Origin of the sequence: Oleiharenicola lentus (assembly GCF_051660365.1) — a bacterium.
Taxonomy (GTDB): Bacteria; Verrucomicrobiota; Verrucomicrobiia; order Opitutales; family Opitutaceae; genus Lacunisphaera; species Lacunisphaera lenta_A.
This window is the reverse complement of sequence record NZ_JBOZXB010000001.1, coordinates 3734988-3758670: the sequence shown is the minus strand read 5'-3', so window position 1 is coordinate 3758670 and position 23683 is coordinate 3734988. Positions and strand designations below refer to the sequence as shown.

The 23683-nt window shown below is 59.3% G+C and carries 19 protein-coding genes; 7 read left to right on the top strand and 12 right to left on the bottom strand.

Annotated features, from left to right (window positions below; all coding sequences use genetic code 11):
- Window positions 1-95: 95 nt before the first annotated feature.
- On the top strand, window positions 96-1667 hold the full coding sequence (gene guaB / locus ACRRQW_RS14735) for an IMP dehydrogenase (protein ID WP_438482323.1): 1572 nt from the start codon (window positions 96-98) through the stop codon (window positions 1665-1667).
- Window positions 1668-1688: 21 nt separating this feature from the next.
- Here the strand turns inward: guaB and ACRRQW_RS14730 are convergent, their stop codons facing one another.
- From ACRRQW_RS14730 to ACRRQW_RS14705, 6 genes are all read right to left on the bottom strand, one after another.
- The gene (locus ACRRQW_RS14730) at window positions 1689-3095 is read right to left on the bottom strand and encodes a hypothetical protein (protein ID WP_438482322.1); all 1407 of its coding nucleotides are present in this window, start codon (window positions 3093-3095) and stop codon (window positions 1689-1691) included.
- Entirely contained in the window at window positions 3095-3688 is a 594-nt protein-coding gene (locus tag ACRRQW_RS14725; RefSeq protein WP_438482321.1) for a redoxin domain-containing protein, read from the bottom strand. Before ACRRQW_RS14725 ends, ACRRQW_RS14730 begins: the two co-directional genes overlap by 1 nt.
- Window positions 3689-3691: 3 nt before the next feature.
- The gene (locus tag ACRRQW_RS14720) at window positions 3692-4489 is read right to left on the bottom strand and encodes a glycoside hydrolase family 16 protein (RefSeq protein WP_438482320.1); all 798 of its coding nucleotides are present in this window, start codon (window positions 4487-4489) and stop codon (window positions 3692-3694) included.
- Between the two features lie 12 nt (window positions 4490-4501).
- Window positions 4502-5914, bottom strand: a complete 1413-nt coding sequence (locus tag ACRRQW_RS14715; protein ID WP_438482319.1) for a glycoside hydrolase family 30 protein — start codon at window positions 5912-5914, stop codon at window positions 4502-4504.
- 4 nt (window positions 5915-5918) lie between these two features.
- Complete coding sequence (locus ACRRQW_RS14710) at window positions 5919-7292, bottom strand: MFS transporter (RefSeq protein WP_438482318.1); 1374 nt, start codon at window positions 7290-7292, stop codon at window positions 5919-5921.
- Window positions 7293-7448: 156 nt separating this feature from the next.
- Window positions 7449-10532, bottom strand: a complete 3084-nt coding sequence (locus ACRRQW_RS14705) for a TonB-dependent siderophore receptor (protein WP_438482317.1) — start codon at window positions 10530-10532, stop codon at window positions 7449-7451.
- A gap of 342 nt (window positions 10533-10874) precedes the next feature.
- Between ACRRQW_RS14705 and ACRRQW_RS14700 the strand changes: the two genes are divergently transcribed.
- The 6 genes from ACRRQW_RS14700 to ACRRQW_RS14675 all read left to right on the top strand — a co-directional run bounded on the left by ACRRQW_RS14700 (window position 10875) and on the right by ACRRQW_RS14675 (window position 17775).
- Entirely contained in the window at window positions 10875-11927 is a 1053-nt protein-coding gene (locus ACRRQW_RS14700) for a LacI family DNA-binding transcriptional regulator (protein WP_438482316.1), read from the top strand.
- Between the two features lie 15 nt (window positions 11928-11942).
- Window positions 11943-13298: a GH1 family beta-glucosidase gene (locus ACRRQW_RS14695; RefSeq protein WP_438482315.1), complete on the top strand. Its 1356-nt coding sequence runs from the start codon at window positions 11943-11945 to the stop codon at window positions 13296-13298.
- Window positions 13299-13514: 216 nt separating this feature from the next.
- Entirely contained in the window at window positions 13515-14084 is a 570-nt protein-coding gene (locus ACRRQW_RS14690) for a hypothetical protein (protein ID WP_438482314.1), read from the top strand.
- Window positions 14074-15525, top strand: coding sequence for a matrixin family metalloprotease (locus ACRRQW_RS14685; RefSeq protein WP_438482313.1), 1452 nt, complete (start codon window positions 14074-14076; stop codon window positions 15523-15525). Before ACRRQW_RS14690 ends, ACRRQW_RS14685 begins: the two co-directional genes overlap by 11 nt.
- 6 nt (window positions 15526-15531) lie before the next feature.
- Entirely contained in the window at window positions 15532-16158 is a 627-nt protein-coding gene (rrtA, locus tag ACRRQW_RS14680; RefSeq protein WP_438482312.1) for a rhombosortase, read from the top strand.
- Window positions 16159-16251: 93 nt separating this feature from the next.
- Window positions 16252-17775 (top strand): adenylosuccinate synthetase, encoded by a 1524-nt coding sequence (locus tag ACRRQW_RS14675; RefSeq protein WP_438482311.1) that lies wholly within the window; start codon window positions 16252-16254, stop codon window positions 17773-17775.
- A 51-nt stretch (window positions 17776-17826) separates the two neighbouring features.
- On the opposite strand, the gene ACRRQW_RS14670 is transcribed toward ACRRQW_RS14675, so the two are convergent.
- The 6 genes from ACRRQW_RS14670 to ACRRQW_RS14645 all read right to left on the bottom strand — a co-directional run bounded on the left by ACRRQW_RS14670 (window position 17827) and on the right by ACRRQW_RS14645 (window position 23674).
- A complete protein-coding gene (locus ACRRQW_RS14670) occupies window positions 17827-18315 on the bottom strand; it encodes a DUF456 domain-containing protein (RefSeq protein ID WP_438482310.1) in 489 nt (162 codons plus the stop codon).
- A gap of 60 nt (window positions 18316-18375) precedes the next feature.
- A complete protein-coding gene (locus ACRRQW_RS14665) occupies window positions 18376-19491 on the bottom strand; it encodes a DegT/DnrJ/EryC1/StrS family aminotransferase (protein WP_438482309.1) in 1116 nt (371 codons plus the stop codon).
- Window positions 19488-20492, bottom strand: a complete 1005-nt coding sequence (locus tag ACRRQW_RS14660; RefSeq protein ID WP_438482308.1) for an NAD-dependent epimerase/dehydratase family protein — start codon at window positions 20490-20492, stop codon at window positions 19488-19490. Before ACRRQW_RS14660 ends, ACRRQW_RS14665 begins: the two co-directional genes overlap by 4 nt.
- A gap of 216 nt (window positions 20493-20708) precedes the next feature.
- Window positions 20709-22019 carry a bifunctional folylpolyglutamate synthase/dihydrofolate synthase gene (locus ACRRQW_RS14655; RefSeq protein WP_438482307.1) on the bottom strand — a complete coding sequence of 437 codons (1311 nt, stop codon included), beginning with the start codon at window positions 22017-22019 and terminating at the stop codon, window positions 20709-20711.
- 8 nt (window positions 22020-22027) lie between these two features.
- Window positions 22028-22930: an acetyl-CoA carboxylase, carboxyltransferase subunit beta gene (accD, locus tag ACRRQW_RS14650; RefSeq protein WP_438482306.1), complete on the bottom strand. Its 903-nt coding sequence runs from the start codon at window positions 22928-22930 to the stop codon at window positions 22028-22030.
- A 9-nt stretch (window positions 22931-22939) separates the two neighbouring features.
- Window positions 22940-23674 (bottom strand): double zinc ribbon domain-containing protein, encoded by a 735-nt coding sequence (locus tag ACRRQW_RS14645; RefSeq protein WP_438482305.1) that lies wholly within the window; start codon window positions 23672-23674, stop codon window positions 22940-22942.
- Window positions 23675-23683: the final 9 nt, after the last annotated feature.

The following is a 23683-nucleotide window of genomic DNA, read 5'->3' as shown; positions in this document are numbered from 1 at the left end:
CCGCCTCTGTCCCGAGCTCACCGCCTAGCGTCCGCGTCACCAATGAATTTTTCGTTGAGGTTCGTCCGCACCGGAGTATTACGTTCACGGCAACGATGACCAAGCCTGTTGCCACTCCTGTTACCGATTCTGACTTCTATTTGCCGGCCGATCGCTTCTTCGCGGCCAACGTCCCCGATGCGCTGACGTTCGACGACGTATCGCTCGCCACGCTGCATTCGGATATCCTGCCTAAAGACGCGAATCTCGCGACGTCGCTCTCCGACTCGTTGAGTCTTCAGATTCCAATTATCTCGTCCGACATGGACACTGTCACCGAGTCGCGCATGGCCATCGCCATGGCACTCAACGGCGGCCTCGGGCTCATCCACTACAACCTTTCGCCGAAAGATCAGATCAAGGAAGTGGCGCGCGTGAAGCACCACATCCACGGCATGATTCAAGATCCGATGACCGTCTCGCCCGATCTCCTGATCGGCGACGTGCTCCAGATGATCGATCAAAAGCGTTTTGACTTCCGCACGTTCCCCGTCGCCGACGCGAGCGGCAAACTTGTCGGCCTGCTCGCCGGCAATCTCGTCAAAGACCGTTACAAATCCAAGAAAATCGCCGAGGTCATGACGCCGCGCCAGCAGCTCATCACCGTCCACGAAAAGAAAATGGCCGGCGACCCGATCAAGGAAGCGGATAAATTTTTCACCGAAAACGTCGGCATCCACAAGGTCCTCGTTGTTGATGACCACGATCGCCTAAAGGGCCTCATCACCATTTCCGACGTCGAGCGCATCACCAGCGAAGCGAAAACCCGCCGCAAAGCCGCGCGCGACGCCCGCTTCCGCCTCGTCGTCGGCGCCGCCGTCTCACCGGTGCGCAAGCCTGACGGTTCGCTCGATCGCGATAAAATCATCGCGCACATCGGCGAACTCGTGGACGAAGCCGTCGACGTCGTCGCGGTTTCCACCGCACACGGCCACACCGCCGGAGTCGGCGATGTGGTTAAATTAATCCGCGGCTCTTTCAAAGACCTCACGATTATCGCGGGCAATGTCACCAGCGGCGCGGGCGTGGAATTCCTCGCCGACGCCGGCGCCAACGCCATCAAGATCGGTCAGGGCCCCGGCTCCATCTGCACGACGCGCATCGTCGCCGGCGTGGGCATTCCGCAACTCACCGCGCTGCACGTCGCCGGCCACGGCGCCGCGCGCAAAGGCGTCCGCCTCATCTCCGACGGCGGCATCACGAAGTCGGGCGACATCGTCAAAGCGCTCACGCTGTCCGACGCCGTTATCCTCGGTGGTTTGCTCGCCGGCTGTCGTGAAGCGCCCGGCGAGATCATGGAAATTTCCGGGAAACTCTATAAACAATACCGCGGCATGGGCAGCCACGCCGCGATGAAAGCCGGCTCCGCCGCGCGTTACGGCCACGACAAAAATGACTCTACGCGCAAAGTCGCTGCCGAAGGCATCGAAGCGCTCAAGGAAGTTTCCGGCTCCGTCGACGATGTCCTCGGCAATCTCATCGGCGGCGTGCAAAGCGGCATGGGCTACCTCGGCGCTCCGACCTTGAGCGAATTGCGTTCAAAAGCCCGTTACATGCGCGTCACTCCCGCCGGTCAAAAAGAAGCGTCCCCACACGACGTCATCGAAGTCGCCACGCGCAAAGGCTGACGACCACGCGACGTTTCGCATTCACGGCGAGAGTTTCGTCGCGGCCGCACGAAACGCCTCGTCCCAGTTGTGCCGCGCGCGCTGCTCGGGAGTGAGGTCGGCGATTTTTTCGCGGAGCTTGTTTTCACGCGCCTCGGCAAACAACGGCACGTCGCCCAGGTTCATGGGCACGACGCCGAGATCGAGCGCGCACATTTCATCGGTAGCATTCGGCCCGAAGTGAATCGCGCGAGGCGGCGAGAACGGGTTCGCCGGATTATTGGCGCTGTTGTCGAACACCCAGCGACATTCGATCCGTGAACCTTTTGGCAGCAAAAACGGTTCGCGATATGCGTAACGATCCTGCCACTTGAAATTCCAACGCGTGACATCGATCAACGCGCGTTTCGTGCCGTCTGGAAACACGACCTGCGCGTGAATCTCCCTCGCCACAAAATGCATGTGCGGCAGCACGTTCATCACGATGCAATCCGCCGGCACTTCGAGAGAATCCTCGACGAGAAAATTCGCTTCGCCCGCCGGGATATCGAGTTTAAAGCTGCGCAGCAGCAGTGAATCCATGATGCGATTCGTCGGCTGCCGCATGAAGTGAAGCCCAATTTCTGATTGATCGATCTCGGCCTTGCCGGTGGCGCGATAATGGATTTGAAACACCACGTCGCCGCTCGCCGGCAATACGGTCGCCGCGATTCCCGGCGGCAACCGGCGCGGCGTCATCCCCGGCACGCGCCCACCCAACGCCACCGCCGGAGGAAACCCCGGCGTGCCGAAACTCGTGAAGCCGTTCCCGCCCTCCTCCGCTTCGCGTTGGCGCGCGGTGCCAGTGAGATCGACCCAGACATCGCCGTGGTGAAACACTTTCTCATTGCCCGCGCGAATCTCGACTGCGGCGACCGCCAGCACGTCGGAATCGGAAATTTTTGCCGCGGCAATCACTTCCGGCGAGAGTGCGCCAAGCGAATACGGCACCGGAAACACCTTATACGAATCAGTGGAACTCGCCGTCAATTCCGCTGGCTGGCGCATCCGCACGACCAAGTCAGGCTTTCCCAAAAGCCAGCCCTCGCTCGTTTCAGCCGGCGGCACGGGCGCCTTCGCAAGGTCACCTGAAGGCGCGCCCGCTTCCGACCATTTTTTCAACAGAGCGATTTCTTCGTTCGAGAGCTTTCGCTCGCCGAGGAAGGCGGCGTGCAGGCCATCCGGCAGCCACGGCGGCATAGCGCGCGACGCCGCAGCCTCGGCGATGAAGCGAGCGCGCTTGGCGGCGTCCTGATACGTCAGCAAGGAAAACGGCGCGACTTTTCCGGGCCGGTGACACTCCACGCAGCTTCGATAAAGAATCGGCGCAATGGCGTCTGCCCACGTCTGCGCTGAAGCGAGGCCCGCAGCTACAGTCACGCATCCGATCAAAATCAGAAAACGCTTCATCATTTTTCTAGCGCTGGAATCGAACACCCAAAACCTGGTCGTGTCGCGAACGGCGGTGGTTTCCCTGCATCCAGCGCAACGATCACGTCGCGAAGATCCGCCTGCGTCGCCGACGGCTTCGCGGCCCCGAAACTTTTCACCCGATCATCAATGCGGCCGCGATACTGCAATGCGCCGTCGCGGGAATACACGAACACCTCTGGCGTGTAACTCGCACCCGTGAAACGCACAATTTTTTGCGCACGATCATCGACGCACACAAACGTGAGCCGGTAGTCCGATGCGTGTTCCCGCAGGGTGGATATTTCGAGCGAAGGATCTGCATAGACGCCGACAATCCGCGTGCTCCGCGCAAACTCCGCCGCCAGCGCGTTGAGCACGGGAATGGCGGCATTCGCCACCGGACACTCCGGCGACAAAAACACGAAGACTACCCACGCAGTATCTTTTGCAAGCGCTGCTCCGGAAAGATCGCGCAGTTCCAAGTCAGTCCATTTCTGCGCTTTTTTATCGGCTGCAGCGACGATCGTTCCGCATCCGAGCACGCCTGCGACCAAAAGGATGCGGAGCGCACGACGCATAACGAAAGCCATGCGTCATTCGTGCCGATAGACGCGCACGTAGTCGATGCGGTATTCCTGGGGAAGCTGCGTCGTCGCGTCAGGATAGCCCGGCCACGCGCCGCCGACGGCGAGATTCAGCAACAGATAACACGATACCTCATCGAACACCCAACGTCCACCCGCCGGCAGATCTTTGGGCGTGAGTGTGTGATAGCTTTTCCCGTCGAGAAACCATTCGATTTTGCCCGGACTCCATTCGACGGAGAACACATGGTATTTATCGCGGAAGGTTTCTCCGGCGGGCAACTGGGTCGATTTGCTCATGCCGTGTTGACCAAAGTAACCCGGCCCATGGAGCGTGCCGTAGAGCGTGCCCGGTTGATGGCCGATTTGCTCCATGACATCGATTTCTCCGCACTCGGGCCACGGGGTTTTGTTGATCGCGTCGCCCAGCATCCAAAACGCCGGCCAGATGCCCTGCCCGTTCGGCAATTTAAGGCGCGCTTCGATGCGGCCGTATTTCGTGGAAAATTTCCCGAGCGTCTTGAGCCGCGCCGAGGTGTAACTTTTCTCGCCTGTCTTCACCGCTTTAATCACGAGCGCTTTGCCGTCGGTCGCTTCCGGATCATCGACGACAAATGAGTTTTCGCGCGAGTTCGTGTAGGTTTGCAGTTCCTTGTTACCCCAACCGTTGTCGCCGAGGTCATAGATCCATTTCGCCGAATCGGGCGCCGCGCCGACGGGTTGGTTGAATTCATCCTGCCAGACGGGAGTGGAAGCGAAGGAAGTCATGGCGGAAAGCAAAGTAATGAGGGTGAAATAAATTTTCATGCGTCGGCGGCGTTAGCGCGTCGCGCCCTGATAAGTGTGAATGGCGTGAGCCGGCACGGTGCACGCGAGGAACTCGTTCCCGACGTGAAGCGTGAAATTGATGGCCGCATCGGTGGGGTTGAGCGCGACCAGCACGAGCGAGCCGTCGGGATTCTGAAAGGCGATCGACTCGAGTTCCTTGGGCCCGCCGTGTGATGCGATGCGATACGCGCCGGGTTTAACAAACTTGCTGAAGTGCCCGATGTAATAAAATCCGCTCTGGTAGCGCACCGTTTTCGTCTTCGTATCGACGATCACCGGCGCGTCGCAGAAATTGCCGACATGATTCGGGCCGCCGCGTTCATCGAGCGCGATGTTCCAGTCGATGTAACCACTCACCCAGTTCTTCATGTCGCCAATCATGTGGCGCGCATAACCCTCGCCGTGCTCCCACGCGCCGAGATTTTTTCCGCCTTCGAAGCAGCCTTCCGTGAAAAGAATTTTCTTGTCCGGAAACTTTTCGTGCACCCGTGAAGACGCCGCGAAGTCGTCGCTCACATACCAATGCAGCGCGGCGCCCCAAAGATATTTGGCGGACTCGGCGTCGCCGAAAACCGCGTCAGCGTTCTTTTCAAGGATGTCGCGATTATGATCATGCGCCATGAGCTTAACGTCGCTTAAACCGGCGTGGGTGAGCGCCGAGCCCAAGTGGTTCTTAACGAAGTCGCGCTCCTGTTCCGGCGTGTAGAGACACGATTCCCACACTTGGTGCGCTTGCGGTTCGTTTTGCACGCTCAGGCCCCACACCGAGATTTTTTCTTCCGCCTTCATCGCTTGAACGAACTTCACAAAATAGTTCGCCCACGCCGGCGCGTATTCCCGGCGCAACGAGCCGCCGTCGTCCATGCGATTATTCGTCTTCATCCACGCGGGCGGACTCCACGGCGACGCCATCAAACGAAGGTTATTCCCCGAGGCCTTAATCGCATCGTGGATGAGCGGCAGCACCCACTTGCGCATCGGTTCGAGGGTGAAGTCGTGCAGGTCGTAATCGCCGGGCGTCGGCGCGAGCGCCCACATGCTCAGCGAAAAGTCACAGCTGTTGATGTGTGTGCGCGCGAGCGTGTAGCCGATGCCTTCTTTAGGATCGTAATAACGCCGCAGCACTTCCGCCCGCTTTTCTTTGGGCAGCTGCGCGAGCACCCACGCCGACGATTCCGTCAACGCGCCGCCAAAACCCACAATTTCCTGAAATCGCTGACTTGGATCGATGACGATTGCATTCGACGATTTCGCGACATCCGCACTTTTAACCGAAGCGTCGATGACGGTGAGACGATGGTCGTTGTAGCGAGCAGTTTCCACGACCGACCAGGAGCGAACGGTTTGCGCGGAAAGCATGGCGGTGGAGAGTCCGGCGAGCACGAGGAGCGAAAGTGATTTCATGAAGTTAGGCCGCGGGCACCGCGCCGCCCTTGCGCGCGGCGAGGTCGGCTTCGATTTGTTTCACCTGCGGCTCATCGAGTTTGTAGAAAAAGATCGCGAGGCCCGCGAGTAACGCGAAGCAGCCTGGCAACAGCGTGAAGAGGAGATTGATGCCGTGGATCGCCCGCGGAGTTTGGGCGGCGTTGGCGACGAAACCGTAGTAACTGAGCAACCAGCCGATCATCGCGCTGCCGATGGCGAGGCCGACTTTTTGGGCGAGCACGGTTGCGGAGAAAATCAGCCCGGTGGCGCGACGCCCGAATTTCCATTCACCGTAGTCGGCCGTGTCCGCGTAGAGCGACCACACGATGGCCGGCGTCGGGCCGGCGGCGAATGAACCGATGATATTCATCACATAAAGCATCGGGAGATTTTGCGGATCGACGAAGTAGCAACCACCGATGCCTGCGGCATTCACCACCGTCAGGACGATCATCAAGGAACGACGCGACCAGCGCTTCGTGAAAAATTTTGTCGCGAGCGCCCCGAGGATAAAACACATGAAGCCGACCAGATTAAACGTGCCGATCAGCGCCTCCTGGCCGACCGAGTATTTGAAATAATAAATACCCGCGCCGCCCCGCAGGCCGACGTTGGCGAGGTTCAGGAACGCCACGAAAAACAACACGAGCCAAGGGCCGTTGCCGCCGAGATCTTTGACGTCGCGTCCGAGCGAGGATTTTTGATTCGCGGGAGCTTGCACGCGCTCCTTCGTGTTAAGGAAGGTGTAGAAAAACATCGCGACCGAAACGACGGCGAAGATGGCCATCGTGTTGCGGAAGCCATTCGCGGGATCACCGCCATCGCCGGACAGCGCATCCTTGAGCCACGGCACGAGCCAGCCGATGAGCAACGTGCCGGTGAACGCACACGCGAAGCGATACGACGAGAGCGACGTGCGATCTTCCGACGACGGCGACATCACGCCCATGAGCGCGCCGTAGGGCGTGTTGATGGTCGCATACGCAATTAACATCAGCGTGTAAGTGACGTAAGCGTAAGTCAGTTTGCCGGCCGCGGAAATCTGCGGATTCGCAAACATGAGAAATCCGAGCACGCCATACGGAATCGCGCTCCAGAGAATCCACGGACGAAATTTTCCCCAGCGTGTATTCGTGCGGTCCGCGAGCAAGCCGATCACGGGATTCAAAAACGCCACGATGATCGGCATCGAAAGCAGCAACCAACCCACCTTCGCCGGATCGAGGCCGAAGATGTCGGTGTAGTAATACGCCAGGAACAGGTTGAACGCTTGGAAATAAAAATTCGAAGCCGTGTCACCGAGCCCGTAGGCAAATTTTTCCTTAAACGTAAGGCGGTTGCTGGGAACTGAAGTCACGAAGGGATGGGGTTGAGAAGTCGCGGCCGGATTGGTCGCGAGGGGTGACTGAGTTTGCGCGAGACGGAGTCGCGGAGAAAGCGGGAAAACGTGAGCGGCAAGCGCGCACCGGGTTTTCCGATGCGCGCCCCCCGCTAGCGATGCTACCAAACCAAGTTAGAACTTAATGCCGTAGGAGATTTTTCCGGTAATCGGCGCCTGATAAATCAAGCCGTAGAGGTCGGTGTCGTTGAGTGCATTGTCCACGTTGAGTTGGACGTATTGCTCAAGACCGCCACGACTCTTCCAGTCGTAGGAGGCGAACACATTCAAAAGGAATTGCTGCGGCGCTTCGAGGATCAGCAATTCGCCCGCGGTGTTGTATTGGGCCTGCCCGCCGCCGTGCGTGATGCCGGAGAACACCACGCGCTCGGAGCGCCACGTGCCGCCAACGCCAATCGCGAGGCCACGGAATGTGCCGCTCTTGTCGAATTTGTATTTCGCAAGCGCGCTCACCGCGTTCTTCGGGGTGTCGTCACCCGGATAGAGATTTTGTTTGTGCGTCGAAGTATTGGCCGGATCGCCATACGCTTCCGCGAGGGTGCTACCGACAAGGCCGAAGCCACCGTTCGGGAAATACCAAGAGGCCCACTTGTCCTGCGGATACGGATATTGCGGATACTGGCCGGCGGAGAGGCGTTTCACCGAGGTGTTGATCGACGCCGTGAGCATCAACTGAAGTTGATCGTTCGGCGTGTAAAGCAACGTGGCGTCCCAACCCTTCGCTTCGTCCACGACTTGGTAAGCCGGATTTTCCGTGCCGTTTTGAAAACCCGCCGCGTCGAGCGTGGCGTTGTTGATGTTGGGATCGTTGTCGGAATTACCTTGGTAAGGCCAGCCCGGCCACGCGCCGCCGTTGCGGAAGACGCTCGCAAATACGGCGTCCATGTAAGCGGCGCCTGCCGCGTTGCTGGCATTCAGGTAAATGCTACTCGCATCGAAACGGTTGTTCGTAATCGGCGAGTTGGCCGTGACCGCGCCCGCGGCGACGGCGTTGTTCCACGCCGCAATGACGACCGGGTCGGTTTGCACCGGCGAGCCTTGAGAAGATGCCGGGACGCCCGGCAGTTGCGTGGCGCCAGCGACGCCCTGGCCGTTGAAGCCGCCTTTCAAATTATAGACGATGGGGCGAGTCGGGTTGAAACGCACGTGGCCGAGCGGAGCCGGCGCATACCACGGTGCGCCCGTCCAGCCGGTCTTGGTGACTTTGTAGCGGCTGACCGTGCCGGAAAGTTTACCTTCGAAGAGATCGAACTTGATGCCGATTTCCTTGCTCTTAGCCGTGTCCGCGCCGACGGGCGCGCCGGTCTCGGCGTTGTGCAGCGAGCCGAAGTTCGGTTGGAAGCCTTCGGATTTGAGTCCGTAGATGGAGAGGCCTTCCGTGATTTTCACGATGAGGCCGTTCTGGTGCGAACGCGCGATGACTTGCGCCGAGCGGCTCGTGGTCGTCGTCGGCGTGGCGCCGGGCGCGCTGAGGTTGGTGTTCGTCGACCAGTTATCGTTTTTGTCGCGGCGAATACCGTTCATCAAAATGATGCGGTCGCTCACGCCGCCGACTTTAAAGGCTTTCAAATAGCTGTTGAGGTAGAAAGCGGAGTTCCAGCCGAGATTGATGTTATCGCGGTTGTTTTGATACATCGCGGGATCGGGCGTGCCATCGCCTTGCTTGCCGAAAACAATCGGGGTGAGGTCGAGCGGCGCTTTGAAGCTGTTCTGACCGGGAATCGTGGTGGTGCCGGCAAGTTGGAGATCGTTTTTGATTTCCGAGTAACCGCCGAGGATCTGCTCCTCGATTTGATACCATTTATCCTGGAAGAGTTGCTTGCGGAACGTGAGTTCGACGCGCTCTTGATCGCGCACGACGTCCTGATCCTGGCCGGTCCAATTATATTTCACGACCGAGTTAGGGAGCGTGCCGAACAGGAGATTCCCGTTGGAAACGCCCTGCCCGCCCAAACCGTTTTCGGCGCCGAGCGTGGTGATCGTTTGTGAAAGCGCGAAGCCGGGCTGGCCGGCGGAAATCGGGCCGGTGATCTGGCCGTTCAGATTCATCGTCTGCGTCTTCCACGTCGATCGGTTGTAGCCGATGTAGAAATTAATTTCCGGGACGAAGTCGGTTTCGCGCGTGATGAGCTGCGTGGCTTTGATCAACAGGTTGGTTTGCTGCTGGTCGTTGTAATTGTCGCCACCGCCGAGATTGAAGCTGCGTTTGTCGGCGCCGGGCGGCCAATAGAACGACACGGCTTCCAGCTGGTCGTTGTTGATCGGCGTGGAGGAATTGCCCTGCGCGGCGCGGAGCGCGCGGAAGGAATAACCGTTTTGCTGCGAGTCGCCGAGTTCGCCTTCGACGAGGATTTGCGTGGTCGGCGTGGGTTTCCACGAGAGCGACGGCGCGATGAAGAAGTGTTTGTTACGCTGGTAATCGATGTGCGTCTTCGAGTCCTGCCACGCGGCGGCGATGCGATAATCGATCTTCGCCGATTTGCTCAGCGGGCCGGTGACGTCGAGCGTCGTGCGCATGAAATCATAAGTGCCATACGAGAATGTCGCGGTGCCTTGCTGTTTGTTGAGCGGTTGTTTTGTGAGATAATCCACGACGCCGCCGAAATTACCGGTTCCGTAAAGCAACGCGTTGGGGCCGGAGACGACTTCGATACGGTCGATGTTCACCGAATCCGTCGAATTGCCGCGCAGGTAACCATCGCGCAGCGTGTTGTTCGTGATGAAGCCACGAATCTTCACTTGCACCTGATTGATGTTGGACGTGACACCTTCCGGATTGTTGACGCCGCCCGGACCGTAAACGCTGCCGAACGCGGCGCCGGCGTTGCCGAGATCGTTTTGAGATTGGAGCGTGATCCCCGCGACATAACCGAGCGATTGGCGCAGATCGGTCGCGCCGATGTCGTCGATGAACTCGCTCGTGATGACCTGAATCGGGATGGGGATGTCCTTGATCGGCGTGTTCACGCGCGAACCGGAAACCGCGTTAGTCGCCGCGTAACCGCGATCCTTGTCGGTCTTCACCGCAAACGGCGAAAGCACCACGACCTCCTCTTCCAAGGGTTTAACGCTCGCGTCTTTGGCGGCGGGGTTGGCGGGCGATGCCTGTTGGGCGACCGCGGTCAGCGGCCAGGCCGAAAAGGCGACCGCGCTGATCATTAATCCCGCGCAATAGGCGGAACGTTGCTTAAGGTTCATGGGGTCTCGGTTGTTAGGGGCGCGAGTTGGGCAAGGCAGGTTTCTGGGTGAAAAACCTACGCTGAATCCACAGCTCACAAGGGGTAAGGAGTTGGGTAAATGTGCGTCCGACCGACGTCGGGCACAGCGCAACAAAACGAAATATGGTGCACGCCTGTCAATTTTTATGTGCACAGTTTGTTGCATTGATTTAATCAATTCAAATAACGTCTTATTATGTTTGATATCAATATTTTAAGTTTTTAAATGAGGTATTTTATCCATCATTAATTAAAGCAGTTGTTTATTTTGTTGCATAAAATAAATCACCCGAGATTACTGCAATTACGCCCAATTTTCCGCATGTCGCAGGTAAACCAAGAACTCATCGCCCAGCGCTTAAATCTCTCTCGCGCCACCGTCTCGCGCAGCCTCGCGAACCACCCGGCAATCAGCGCTGAAACCCGCCGCGCCGTGCAGGAAATGGCGGCGAAACTCGGCTACCAACAATCGCCCGGCCGCGTCGCTCGTCGCGGCAAAAAATCCCGCACTTTCACCATCGGCGTGGTCATCGGCGTGCCGAGCGAGAACGTCGCGATGGCCACCTACCCGCATATCCTGAAAGGCATTCGCGCCCGCGCGGAAGTAGAGCGCGTGAGCGTCGACGTCTGTTATCAAGCGCCGGGGGATTTCGACACCGATTCCACGCGACAAAACGTAATGCGCCAGATGCGCGCCAACGACTGGCGCGGGGCCATCCTGATCCACCCTTTCCCCGAGCCGGCGGTCGCGTTGATCGCGAGCCGCATCTCGACCGTGTCTGTGCTCGAAAGTTATCGCGAGCCCGGCATCGACATCATCGATACCGACGACGCACCCGCGATTCTCGATCTCGTCTTGCGGCTGTCCGCGGCGGGACATCGCCGCATCGGTTTCGTTTCGTGGACTTACCCCGTCGGCGGTCACTGGGTCGCGCGTCGATTCAGCGGTTATGTCGAGGCGCTGTTTTATCAAGGACTCGAGTTCCGCTCCGATTGGGTGATTAACGTGCACAAAAATTCACCCCAACTCTCACCCACCGAAGTCGGCGAAACCGTGGCGCGGATTTTCAAAGACGACCAAGTCACCGCGTGGGTCTGCGCCGCCGATCACCAAGCGTATCCGCTCATGCAAGACTTGCAGGCGAAAGGCATTCGCGTGCCCGAGGATTGCTCGGTGACCGGCTTCGACGGCCTAGAACCGCCCCGTGGATTGCGCCGCGCGACTTCGATGAGCGTGCCGCACGAACACATCGGCTCTTCCGCGCTCACCCGGCTGGTGAATCGCATGCAGCACCCCACTTCGCCGCGCCGAAAAATCCTCGTCGAGGCGCAACTCGTCGCCGGCGAGACCATCGCACCGCCTCGGCAAACTTAAATTTCCTTTCCGTCCATGCCCGTTCGCTCGCAGCCGTTTTCTTTTCCACGTAATTTCACTTGGGGCGTCGCCGCCGCCGCCCCGCAAATCGAAGGCGCGGCGTTCTCCGACGGCAAAGGCGAGTCCGTATGGGATCGGTTCGCCCGCCAGCCCGGTGCGGTCGCCAACGGCGACACGCTCGACGTGGCCTGCGATCACTATCACCGCTTTGATCGCGACTTCGCCCTGATGGCGAAACTCGGCATTAAAAATTACCGCCTCTCCCTCGCGTGGCCGCGCATTTTTCCGAACGGCGACGGCGCGGTGAACCAGGCCGGCGTCGATTTCTATCACCGCATTTTCGATGCGATGGAGAAGCACGGCATCACCCCGTGGGTGACGATGTTTCACTGGGATTTGCCGCAAGCCCTCGAAGATCGCGGCGGTTGGCGCACGCGCACGATCGCCGACGTCTTCGCGCACTACGCCGACACCATCGTCAAAGCGTTCGGCCCGCGCGTGAAAAACTGGATCACGTTAAACGAAATCCGCTGCTTCACCCTCCACGCCTACGGCGGCGGCGGCAAAGCACCCGGCGTGAGTGAGGGCGCGCGCGTCGTTAACCAAACCATGCACCACGCCCTGCTTTGCCACGGCCACGGTGTCCGCGCCGTGCGTGAGCACGGCAGCCGCGGCTCGCGCGTCGGATTAACGGACAATTGTGAAACCGTCGTGCCCGTCAGCGAGACACCTGAGGATATCGCGGCGGCGCGCGCGTGGTTCATCGAAGCCAACCAGCCGATCCTCGACCCAATTTACAACGGACATTACGCGCCCGCTTATTTGCGCCGTTGCGGCAAGGATCGCCCAGTTGTCGCGAAGGGCGACCCTGCGCTCATCAGCCTGCCGACAGATTTCCTGGGCCTCAACATTTACACCGGGACGTTCATTCGCCGCCGCAAACGCGGCAAACCGGAAGTCGTCGTCCCCAGTGCTAGTTATCCGCGCACGGACAGTCCCTGGCTCAATCTCGCGCCGCGCGCGCTTTATTGGTCGCCGAAACTCGCCGCCGAAGTCTACGGCATTCGTGACATCTACATCACCGAAAACGGCTGCGGCTACAACGACGACGCGGTCGCAAACGGCGAATGCCTTGATCTGCATCGCGTGGAATATCTGCGCAATTACCTCCGCGAACTCCAGCGTGCCACCGCCGACGGCGCGCCGGTGCGCGGATATTTTCTGTGGTCGTTTATCGACAATTTCGAATGGTCCGATGGCTACACCCGTCGCTTCGGCATCGTGCACAACGATTTCAAGACCCAACGCCGCACCCCGAAGCTCAGTGCGCAGTGGTATGCGTCCGTGATGGCTGCCAATCGTGTGCTTTAACGAGCACCGGCGGATCTGAAAAACTGAGAATTTAAGGGTCGGCCCAAAAGACGCGATCAGACGGGGCCAACGCATCCGCTCGCAGGCCGGAAGCGTAGTTTTGACGCGCGCGGAAATCTTGTCATGTTCGCGCTGGGCCAAGGAACTCTCCTCAAAATCAGACCTCTCAATTCTATGTCCCTTCGTCGATCCACCCTGCTGTGTGCTGCCCTCTTGATGGCCACATTGTCCCCCACGGTTCACGCCACGAGCGTGCAGCCTCCGGAGTTCGATTCTCTTGTAACCCAAGCCGATTACGTCGTCCGCGGCGTCGTCAAATCAGTCACCTCCGACTGGCGCGAAGAAAACGGGCACCGTTTCATCGGCACCAAGGTCGAAGTCGAAGTCCTCGAGGTGATTCGCGGCACCCCACCCACTCCACTCATTCTCGATATTGTCGGCGGCAAGGTCGGTGAAACTGAGTTGGTCGTGACCGGTTCGCCCCGCTTTAATGTCGGCGACGAGGATATTCTGTTTCTCAAAGCAGGGACGCGTTACATCACGCCACTCGTCGGTATCATGCACGGACGTTACCCCATCATCCGTGACGCCAAGAGCGGACAAACCTACGCCGTCCGTAACAACGGCATGCCGATCTACAGCGAGAAAGATGTGTCCCTCCCGATGGAAAAACTCAGCACGACGAAAACCCAAAACACTGCCGCAAAACCCATGACGGCAGCTTCCTTCGTCGGCAAAATTCGCTCCGTTAACGGTCGCCAGCCCCTCGCCTCCGATGCAAAATAAAATTTCCAAAGCCACGCTTTGCCTCGGATTGGTGCTAGGCGCCGCGAGTGTCGCGCACGCGTTCGACTACATCCGCAACAGCCGCACTAACCTTCCTTACCGCTGGCAGAGTCCCACTTTCCCCATGCGGATCATGCTGGGCACTACGCCGACTCTGCAAGACGGCTCCAACTACAGCACGAGCGTGCAAGCCGCCATGGAAAGCTGGAACCCCATTATCGGCGCCATCCAGTTCCAAGGCACGATTACGACTGGCACTGCCGGCGACGGCAACCGCATCAACGAGATCGTCTTTGCCGCCAACACCTTCGGGCGCGACTTCGGCGAAAACACCCTCGCTGTGACCACCACCTGGTCTACCGGCAATCAGCGCACCGAGGGCGACATCATTTTTAACTCCGCCAGCAGGTGGAATTCCTATCGCGGAAACACCCAGAGCGCGACTGTAGGAACCGATATCCGTCGCGTCGCGCTGCACGAACTCGGTCATGCTCTCGGCCTCGATCACCCCGACGAAGCTGGCCAGACGATCACGCCGCCGCCGATCATGAATAGCCGCATTACCAATGTGGACACCCTGCTCAACGACGACATCACCGGCGCGCAAAACCTCTACGGCCCTCCCGGCATTCCCGCGAATAACAATTTCGCCAACGCCACGACGCTCGCCAGTAGTGCCAGCGTTACCGTCACCGGTCACAACACCAACGCCACCAAGGAAGTCGGCGAACCGAATCATGCCGGCAATGCCGGGGGTCGTTCCGTGTGGTGGAAATGGACCGCTCCGGCGCCTGGCCCGGTCGTGCTGGATACACGCGGCAGTTATTACGATACGACGCTGGCCGTTTACACCGGCACTGCGGTCAACGCCCTCACCAACTTGGCATCGAGCGACGACATCACCAACGGCGTCGTCCAAGCCAGCGACCTGACTTTTACCGCTGTAGCCGGAACGACCTATTATTTTGCCGTCGATGGCTTCGAGGCTGACCAAGCCGGTATCGTGCTTAATCTGCGCCTCACCGCGACAGGAGCGGCGTTGCCAACCATCACCTCGCAGCCCGTCAGCCTGAGCGTGACGACGGGCTCAATGGCCGCATTCTCCGTCGCCGCGAGCGCCGGGAGCGCAATTCCCACCTATCAGTGGCAAAAGAACGGCACGGCAATTGCCGGGGCCACGAGCGCCAGCTACTCCATCGCCAGCGCACAAACTTCTGATGCCGGTAACTACGCCGTCGTCGTTACCAGCCCAAGTGGTTCCGTGACCAGCAACACCGCTACTCTCACGGTAACGGCGCCGGTCGTCGTCACGCCGCCGACCACCGGTGGGGGTGGCGGAGGAGGCGGCGGTGGCGGCGGTGGTGGTTCACCCAGCCTGTGGTTCGTCGCCGCGCTCAGTTTGCTGGGAATCACTCGCCGCTTCCTGCGCGCGCGCGAGTAACGTTGCATGCGGTTTCTGCGCGAACTCTTCGCGGGCCGCTGGCCGTGGCTGTATCTCGCCGCCACGGCACTCGCGTTACTCATCCAACTCAATCCCGCCTGGCGCGACGCCTTGCTCTACGACCGCCACGCGCTCGCACAGGGCGAATGGTGGCGGTTGTGGAGCGGACATTTCGTTCACTTCGGCTGGCCGCATTTTGTCGCCGATGCCGGGCTGTTGTTCATCCTTGGCTGGTTACTCGATGCGCGCCACCGACTCTTCGGCGCAATCGCCCTGGTCGCGATGCCGCTGTTTATCTCGGCGATTCTTTATCGTTTCGATCCTGAGATGATCCGCTACGGCGGGCTGAGCGCGCTCAATCTCGGCCTGCTCATCTACTACGCGCTCCAAGGCTGGCAGCGCAACTGGGCCGACTGGTTCTGGCCCGCCGTGCTCGTGATTTATGTCGGCGAAGTGATCTACGAAATCGTCAAAGGCGGACGCGGCGGCGGCATGATCGCCTTCGACGACCCCGCGATCAAAGTCGCCACCAGCGCCCACCTCGCCAGCGCCGTTTACGCGCTTGCCGCGTGGGGCGTGGTGTGGGCGGTGCGACGTTATCGCTCTAAAATCGCCGCGGCCGCCGAGGGATGACACGACCGGCCTGAAATTGTGGTTGCGGCGACGGGGCAGGTCGCGTTTTTGCTTTCCCGCAACAGGGGCAACTCCCGGTTGCAGATTGCAACCATGCCACTCCTCCCCTTTTCCAGCCAGCTCATCGCCGATGTCGGCATTTCCTTCGGTGACGAAGGCAAAGGCCGCCTCATCCCCGAGGTCATCGAAGAGCTGAGCACCACTAGCGCTCGCGTCACCGTCGTCTTTAAGGTCAACGGCGGCTCCAACTCCGGCCACACCGCCGGCGGCATCAAACTCAATCTCCTGCCTGCGGGCGTCGTCGCGAAAAGCGTCCCGCACTTGGCCATCGGCGCCGGCGTCGTCGCCGATCCGCGCAAAATTCTTTGGGAAACCCGCCCTCTCGAGAAAAAAGGTTATGCCATTCTCTCCCGCCTGCTCGTGGACGAACGCGCCATGGTCTGCGATCTCACGCACCGCTTGCTCGACCTCGCGTGGGAAGATTACCGCGTCAACGTCCTCAAAGAAGAAGCGCGCGGCTCCACCGGGCGCGGCATCACGCCCGCCTACCAGGACGAAACCGGCCAGTGGCAAATCACCTTCGCCGACTTCCTCGGCGGCCCGAATTTCTTCGCCCGCAAACTCGCCGGTCGCGCCGACCGCGCGCTTCGCACCATCCAACACGTCTGCCGCGTCAGTCCGCAAACGTGGGACAGCTTCTTCGAAAAACTCACCGCCGGCGAGACTCGCGCCAACTCCGAAGCCGTCGAACTCGGCCTGTTCACGAAAGACGAATTCGATTTCTCGAAATTCAAAGGGAGCGAACCCTTCACGCTCAACATCGACGCGCTCACCGCGACGTATTGGAACGCCGGCCAGGAACTGAAAAAAAATATCGGCGAAGTGCGCGAGCTCGTGCTCCGCGAAGTGCAAGCCGGACGCTCGATCGTCGGCGAATTCGGCCAGGCTTACTGGCTCGACAAACGCCACGGCTATTCGCCCAACGTCACCGCCTCGCACACCTACACGCCGGAATTTTTCGAAAGCGCCGGCATTCCTGTGCAGCGCATCCACACCTTCGCTGTCGCGAAAGCTTACGACACCAAGGTCGGCACGCATACGTTTATCACGCAGATGCCGGACGACCTCCCGCTCTGCCAAAGCCTCAAGAAATTGGAATTCGGCGTCACCACCGGCCGCCAGCGCATGGTGGGCTGGTATGATGCCGTGGAAAAAGGCGACGCGCTGCGCTACGGCGGTTTCCAAGACGTAATGATCAACAAAATCGACGCCCTCAGTGGCGCGCCTGAGCTGTTGATCTGCGTCGCCTACGAAGACCCCGCCGGCAATCGCGTCGCGCACGTCCCGCGCAACGAAGCGATCCGCCGAACCCTCAAACCCGTTTACGAAAAACACGCCGGCTGGGCCGAAGATATTTCCGGAGTGCGCCGCTTCGCCGATCTCCCGCGCGCCGCGCAACTCTACACCGCCGCCATGGTGCGCAGCGTCGTTAAAGTCGCTTACGGCGACAAACTGCCCACCACGCTCCCCAATCTCCGCTACCTTGGCGTCGGCCCCGAGCCATCCCAAATCATCAAAGACGTGCCAAGCACCGCAGAGCTCCTGGCACTCAAATAAAGGTAGGGGCGGTTATCCTTAACCGCCCTTTTTTTGCGCTGCACGCACACGTCACGACGCGTGGTTCATCACCGAAACGATGTAACACGCGATCATCGCCACGGCGCAGAATACTTTCGCGACTGTGGAAACGAGAAACCCGATGGCGGCACCAGCGCCTGCTTTGAGCGAGTCTTCGGTGGAGCGTTTACCGAGCCATTTCTCAGCGACGAACGCGCCAAGGATCGTCGCCACGATCAAGGCGGGCAGCGAGAAAAACATCCCGCCCAACGCTCCGCCGGTTGCGCCGGCCATGCCCCATTTGCTGCCGCCAAACCATCTCGTGCCGAGAATTGTGCAGCCGATATCCGCGATCACCGATAAAACCCAAAACACCGCGACCCACGCAAGGGCGGTCCACGAAAGCGTTTCCGGCAAAAGCCATTTTTGCACCAACGCCGCGATCAGGATCAACGTTGTTCCGGGCAGAATCGGCACGACCGATCCCACCACGCCAATCAACATGAGCAAGACTACGAGCGTCCAGACGAGATATTCCATCGTCGAATGACACGGTAACACCGCGCAAAGTTGCACCGATAAACTGGCCGCGCGAACGGTTCAGACCGTTTCAAAGAAACCACGCACCGCAGCGATCACCCGCGCCACCTCGGCGTCGCTTAAACCGGGATGGAGCGGCAGCGACAAAACTTCAGCGCACGCTCTGTCCGTATTCGGAAACGACGCTTCACTATTCGCGTAAGCCGGCTGCCGATAAATTGGCACGGGATACAAGACGCCGCTTAAAATCTCTTCGCTTGCCAAAGACGTCTGAAGTTCGGCTCGCTTCGGCGTGCGCACAACGAACTGATGCCACGTGTGCGTGCGCTCCGCTGGAACCACCGGCAATTGCAGAGGTGTCGCGCTCAGCTCTGCCAAGTAGCGCTGCGCGATCGCTTCGCGCCGAACATTCTCAGCATCCAGCCGTGTCAGCCGAACACGCAGGATCGCGGCCTGCATCTCATCCAAGCGACTGTTACGGCCCGGCGTTTCGCTCACGTAACGCTGACGCCAACCGTATTGCCGAAGTTGTTTCACTTTCGCGACCAACGCCGCATCGGCACCGGTGACCGCGCCGCCGTCACCGAGTGCACCGAGATTTTTTGTCGGATAAAAACTAAACGTGGAAAGCGGCGCCCACGTGCCCGCTTTTTTGCCACCGACCAATGAACCGTGCGCTTGCGCGCAATCTTCGATAACCGTCGCTCCGTGTTTCGCGGCCATCGCTAGCAGTCGCGGCATATCGACTGCGAGTCCATAAAGGTGAACTGGAATAATCGCTTTGACCTTTTCCGCCTGCGGAGTCGCGAGCAGTTTTTCGAGCGCGCCCAAGTCCATGAGCATCGTGTCGGCTACGACGTCGACAAACACCGGCTTCGCCCCCGTTGAGCCGATGGCGGAAATCGTCGCCGTGACCGTATTTGCAACCGTCACGACTTCATCACCGGCAGCCGCTCCGATCGCAAGCAACGCGAGTTCGATGGCGTCCGTGCCGTTCGCGACGGTGGCGGTGTCAGCGGTGCCGAGCCATGCGGAAAATTCTTTTTCAAACGCCGCCACTTCCGTGCCCAGAATGTAATGCCCGCTTTGCAGCACGCGTTGAATCGCCGCATCGATCTCCGCTTTCGCGGCGAGGTAGCCAGCTTTGGGATCAGCAGGAAGAATTTTCGTCTTCACAGGTAATGCGGGAGTTCTTTGCGGTAGTAGGCCACTGTCTTGACGAGCGCTTGTTCGATCGTCGTCTGAGGCTTCCAGCCAAGCGTCTTTTCAATTAATCGCCCGTCAGAATAGTAATCACCAATATCGATCTTCTTTCGGTCTGACGGGAATTTTTTCACGCGGTAACTGCCGTTGCCAGTGACTTCGACGAGCGTTTCGGCGAGTTCGCGCAAACTGATTTGCCCGACGCCGCCGAGATTGAACACCCCACCAACGGCGTTCGGATGCGTGGCCGCGACGAGGAATGCCTCCACGGCATCGTCCACATAGGTAAAATCGCGCAGCTGCTCGCCGCCCCACACTTCGATCGGTTTGCTTTCGAGGATTTGCCGCACCCACACGCCGACGAAGGTTTGGCGCGCATCTTTCACGCGCATGCGTGGACCGATCGTGTTCGTGAGCCGCAGCACCGTGCTCGCGATGCCGTGCACCTGGCTGTAGAGAATGTGATATTCCTCACCCGCAAGTTTATTGATGCCATTTACATCAACGGGGCGGAGCGGGTGTTTTTCATCCACGGGTAAATAATCCGGTCGGCCGTAAATCTGGCGCGTGCTCGCGAAGACCACGCGAATTTTTGGATTATGTTTCCGGCACGCTTCGAGCAACGAGAGTTGCGCGCGACAGTTGATATCCAAATCCGTTTCCGGATCGGTCATCGAATCCATGTGGCTCGTCTGGCCCGCGAGATTGAAAAGGAAATGCTGACCGCGCAGGTATTCCGGCAGGCTGTGACGATCACGCACGTCCGCGATGTTTACTTCGATTTGCTTTTCGATGCCGCGAATATTCCGGCGATTCCCGCCGTATTCCGGAATCAAACTGTCGAGAATCGTGACCTTTGCGCCGAGGGCGACGAGCCGACGCGCGAGATTCGACCCGATGAAACCCAAACCTCCCGTGATCAAGACGCGCTTGCCACGAAAGGCTTTGGTTAATGACTGGCCGAGTTTGATCACGTGACGCCAACGCTTGCAGCGGAATCAACCGGAAACAAGCGCGCAGTGCGCGACTGAAAGCATCCGGCAATTTTTAATCTGGAACTCAGGGAATCAGGAAAAGACCGAGCACACTTCGACTGATTCATCGCTTTAAAGCCCACGCCGATTCTGGTTCGTTCCTGATTTCCTGAGTTCCAGATAAATCAGTTTTGTGTCGGAGTGCCTGATGCTCAGTCAGAAATCCTGCAGCTTACCCTCTCCGGCCCCGCGACGCGGCTCGATGCGCTCCAGCACTTCTCCCAGCAAATAAATCGACCCGGTCACCACCACGGTTTGATCGGTTGCGCCCAGCGTGCAGGTGTTGGCGTCCGGAAAAACAGTTTCGACTTCAGCGCGATGGACACGGGAACGCTCAGCGATCGGCACCCAGTTAATCATTTCCTCGAACGTGGACGCCCGCGCCTGCTTCGGCGTAATCAGATAAACCTGCTCTCCGTAACGCAGCACGACGTCCAATAGCGCGCGGGCGCGGAATTCTCCGAGCGCGCCCGCCACGATGATCGGTTTGCGGCCGGTCTCGGCGATGAGGTTTCGCAGGTTTTGTTCGAGGACTTCCACGCCTTCGGGATTATGCGATGCGTCGAGCACCAGCGAACGTCCCCCGAGCGTCACGCGTTGCCAGCGTCCGGGCCAATCCACCGCCTGTAGACCGCGCGCAATCACCGTATCCGATAATTCCCATTTTGCGGGCAGCAGTTTCGCGGCGAGCGTTGTGGTGGCGGCGTTCCAGCGTTGGTAATCGCCGGCCAGATTGGTTTGCGGGAAATTTTCGATGGTGTCGCCGAACGCTTCGCGCACGGAATGCACGGGAGCATTTTTTTCCGCCGCGACTTCGCGAATCACTTTCTCAGCCTCGGCGGGCAAACGCCCAATCACGACGGGACAATTTGGTTTGATGATGCCGGCTTTCTCTCGCGCGATTTGCGCGAAGCTGTTGCCGAGTTCCGCCACGTGATCGAGCCCGATGGACGTGATCACGGTGATGTCCGGTTGCACGACGTTTGTCGCATCGAGGCGACCGCCCATGCCAACTTCCACGATCGCGATGTCCACGCGCTTGCGCTGGAATTGCAGGAACGCCATCGCCGTCATGAATTCGAAAAAGGTCGGATGCTCGTCGTTGCCTTCACTCGCGATTTTGGCGGCGATTGGCATGAGTTCGCCCGCGTAGGCGACGATTTCGGCTTCGGTCAGGAGTTGCCGGTCGACTTGCACGCGCTCGCCGAGTTTCACGAGGTGCGGCGACGTGTAGAGGCCCGTGCGCCAACCCGCAGTGTGGAGAATGGCCTCGATCATCGCCGAGACGGAACCTTTGCCATTCGTGCCCGCAACATGGATGACTGGATAACTACGCTCCGGATGGCCCAGCGCGGCGGACAATCGCCGCATCCGGTCGATGCCGAACTTCACGCCACCCGCTTTGAGCGCGTAAAGGTAATCTTTAACCGAGGCGTAGTCGGTCAATTTCGCCTCCGGGCCGGACATTTCGAAACTCAGCTCGCCGCGGCAAACGGTGACGCGCTGGACGTTTTGCGCGCCTGATATTTGTGAACGTGCAACGCTTGAAAGAGACTCGCGAGACGATCCTTCATTTCCAAGCGACTGACGATCTGATCGACGAGGCCGTGCTTGAGCAAAAATTCCGCGGTCTGGAAACCGGGCGGCAGCGTCTGCTTCGTGGTTTCCTTGATGACACGCGCGCCCGCAAACCCGATCATCGCGCCCGGCTCAGCGATAATCACGTCGCCCAAGGTCGCAAAGCTCGCGGTCACACCGCCCGTGGTCGGATACGTGAGAATCGAAACAAACGGCAACTTCGCTTCAGCGAGGCGACCGAGCGCCGCACTGGTTTTCGCCATTTGCATGAGCGAGAAAATACCTTCCTGCATGCGCGCCCCGCCCGAAGAGCTGACGACGATGCAGGGAATCTTTTTCTTGAGCGCTCGTTCGATGGCCCGCGTGATTTTTTCGCCGACCGCCGCGCCCATGGCGCCCCCGCAAAAACGAAAATCCATCACCGCGAGAGAAACGGGAATACCGTGAAGCTTACCCGTGCCGCAGATGACCGCCTCGGGCAGACCGCTGTCTTTCTCGTAACGCTTAATGCGATCCGGATACGGCGCGGAATCGACAAACTTCAGTGGATCGCCCGATTTCACCGAGGCGTCAAATTCTTCAAACGTGCCCGCGTCCACCATGCTCGCGATGCGCGCACGGCAACCGATCGGGAAATGATAACCGCTCTTCGGCACCACCATGAGGTTGGCTTCGAGGTCTTTGTTGAAGACGATTTCGCCCGACACCGGGCACTTCGTCCACAGGCCTTCGGTGGTGACTTTGTTCTTGGTTTTAACGCCTTTGGAAGAAGGCAGTTTTGGTTTCGCGAAATGTGTCATGAGCAGAAATTAACCGTGTCCGAAGGTAATGACGTCGAGATTGGTTAGACCCGCGCGGCGGAGAACTGCCGCGCAAGAATTGAGGGTTGAGCCCGTTGTAAAAACATCATCGACGAGGATATAACGTGAGGCGGGATTAAGCTTAACGCTGCGAGCCAAAGCAAAGGCATTTTTTAGGTTCTTCTGGCGGGTTGCTCGGTCGTAATGCGTCTGGGATTCCGTGTCGACGATTCGCTTAAGCAATTCCTGCACAGTTGCTTGCCCGTCGCAGGCTTTCACGCAGCACTCCGCCAGCAACGTTGATTGATTATAACGCCGTTCGCGCAGTTTGCGGGGATGCAACGGCACCGGCACCAACACGGCCCCGCGCACATAGTCAGCGTAACCCGGCACCTCCCGCATGATCGCGACGAGGTCTTCCAATACGTGCAACCCGTGGTGATATTTCAACGCATGCACGAGCGCCCGGCCCGGGCCCTTGAGCAGCACAGCAGTTTTTCCTTCGCGGAATTTCGGCTCCAGCAATTCGCAATGCGGGCAAAGCCGGTTCACGTCGGTTTCACCGAAAAAAGGATGCCCGCATGTGGTGCAGTGCGGCGGTTCGACCACAAAAAGCTTTTTTTCGCACGCGATACAGACGTGGCGGAAACGGCCGCCTTCCACCGCGTCACCGCAATCAATACAACTGCGTGGAAACACTACGTCGAGTTTGTCGCGCCAGAGTTGCTGGAGAACGGAGGTCATCGTGCCGTC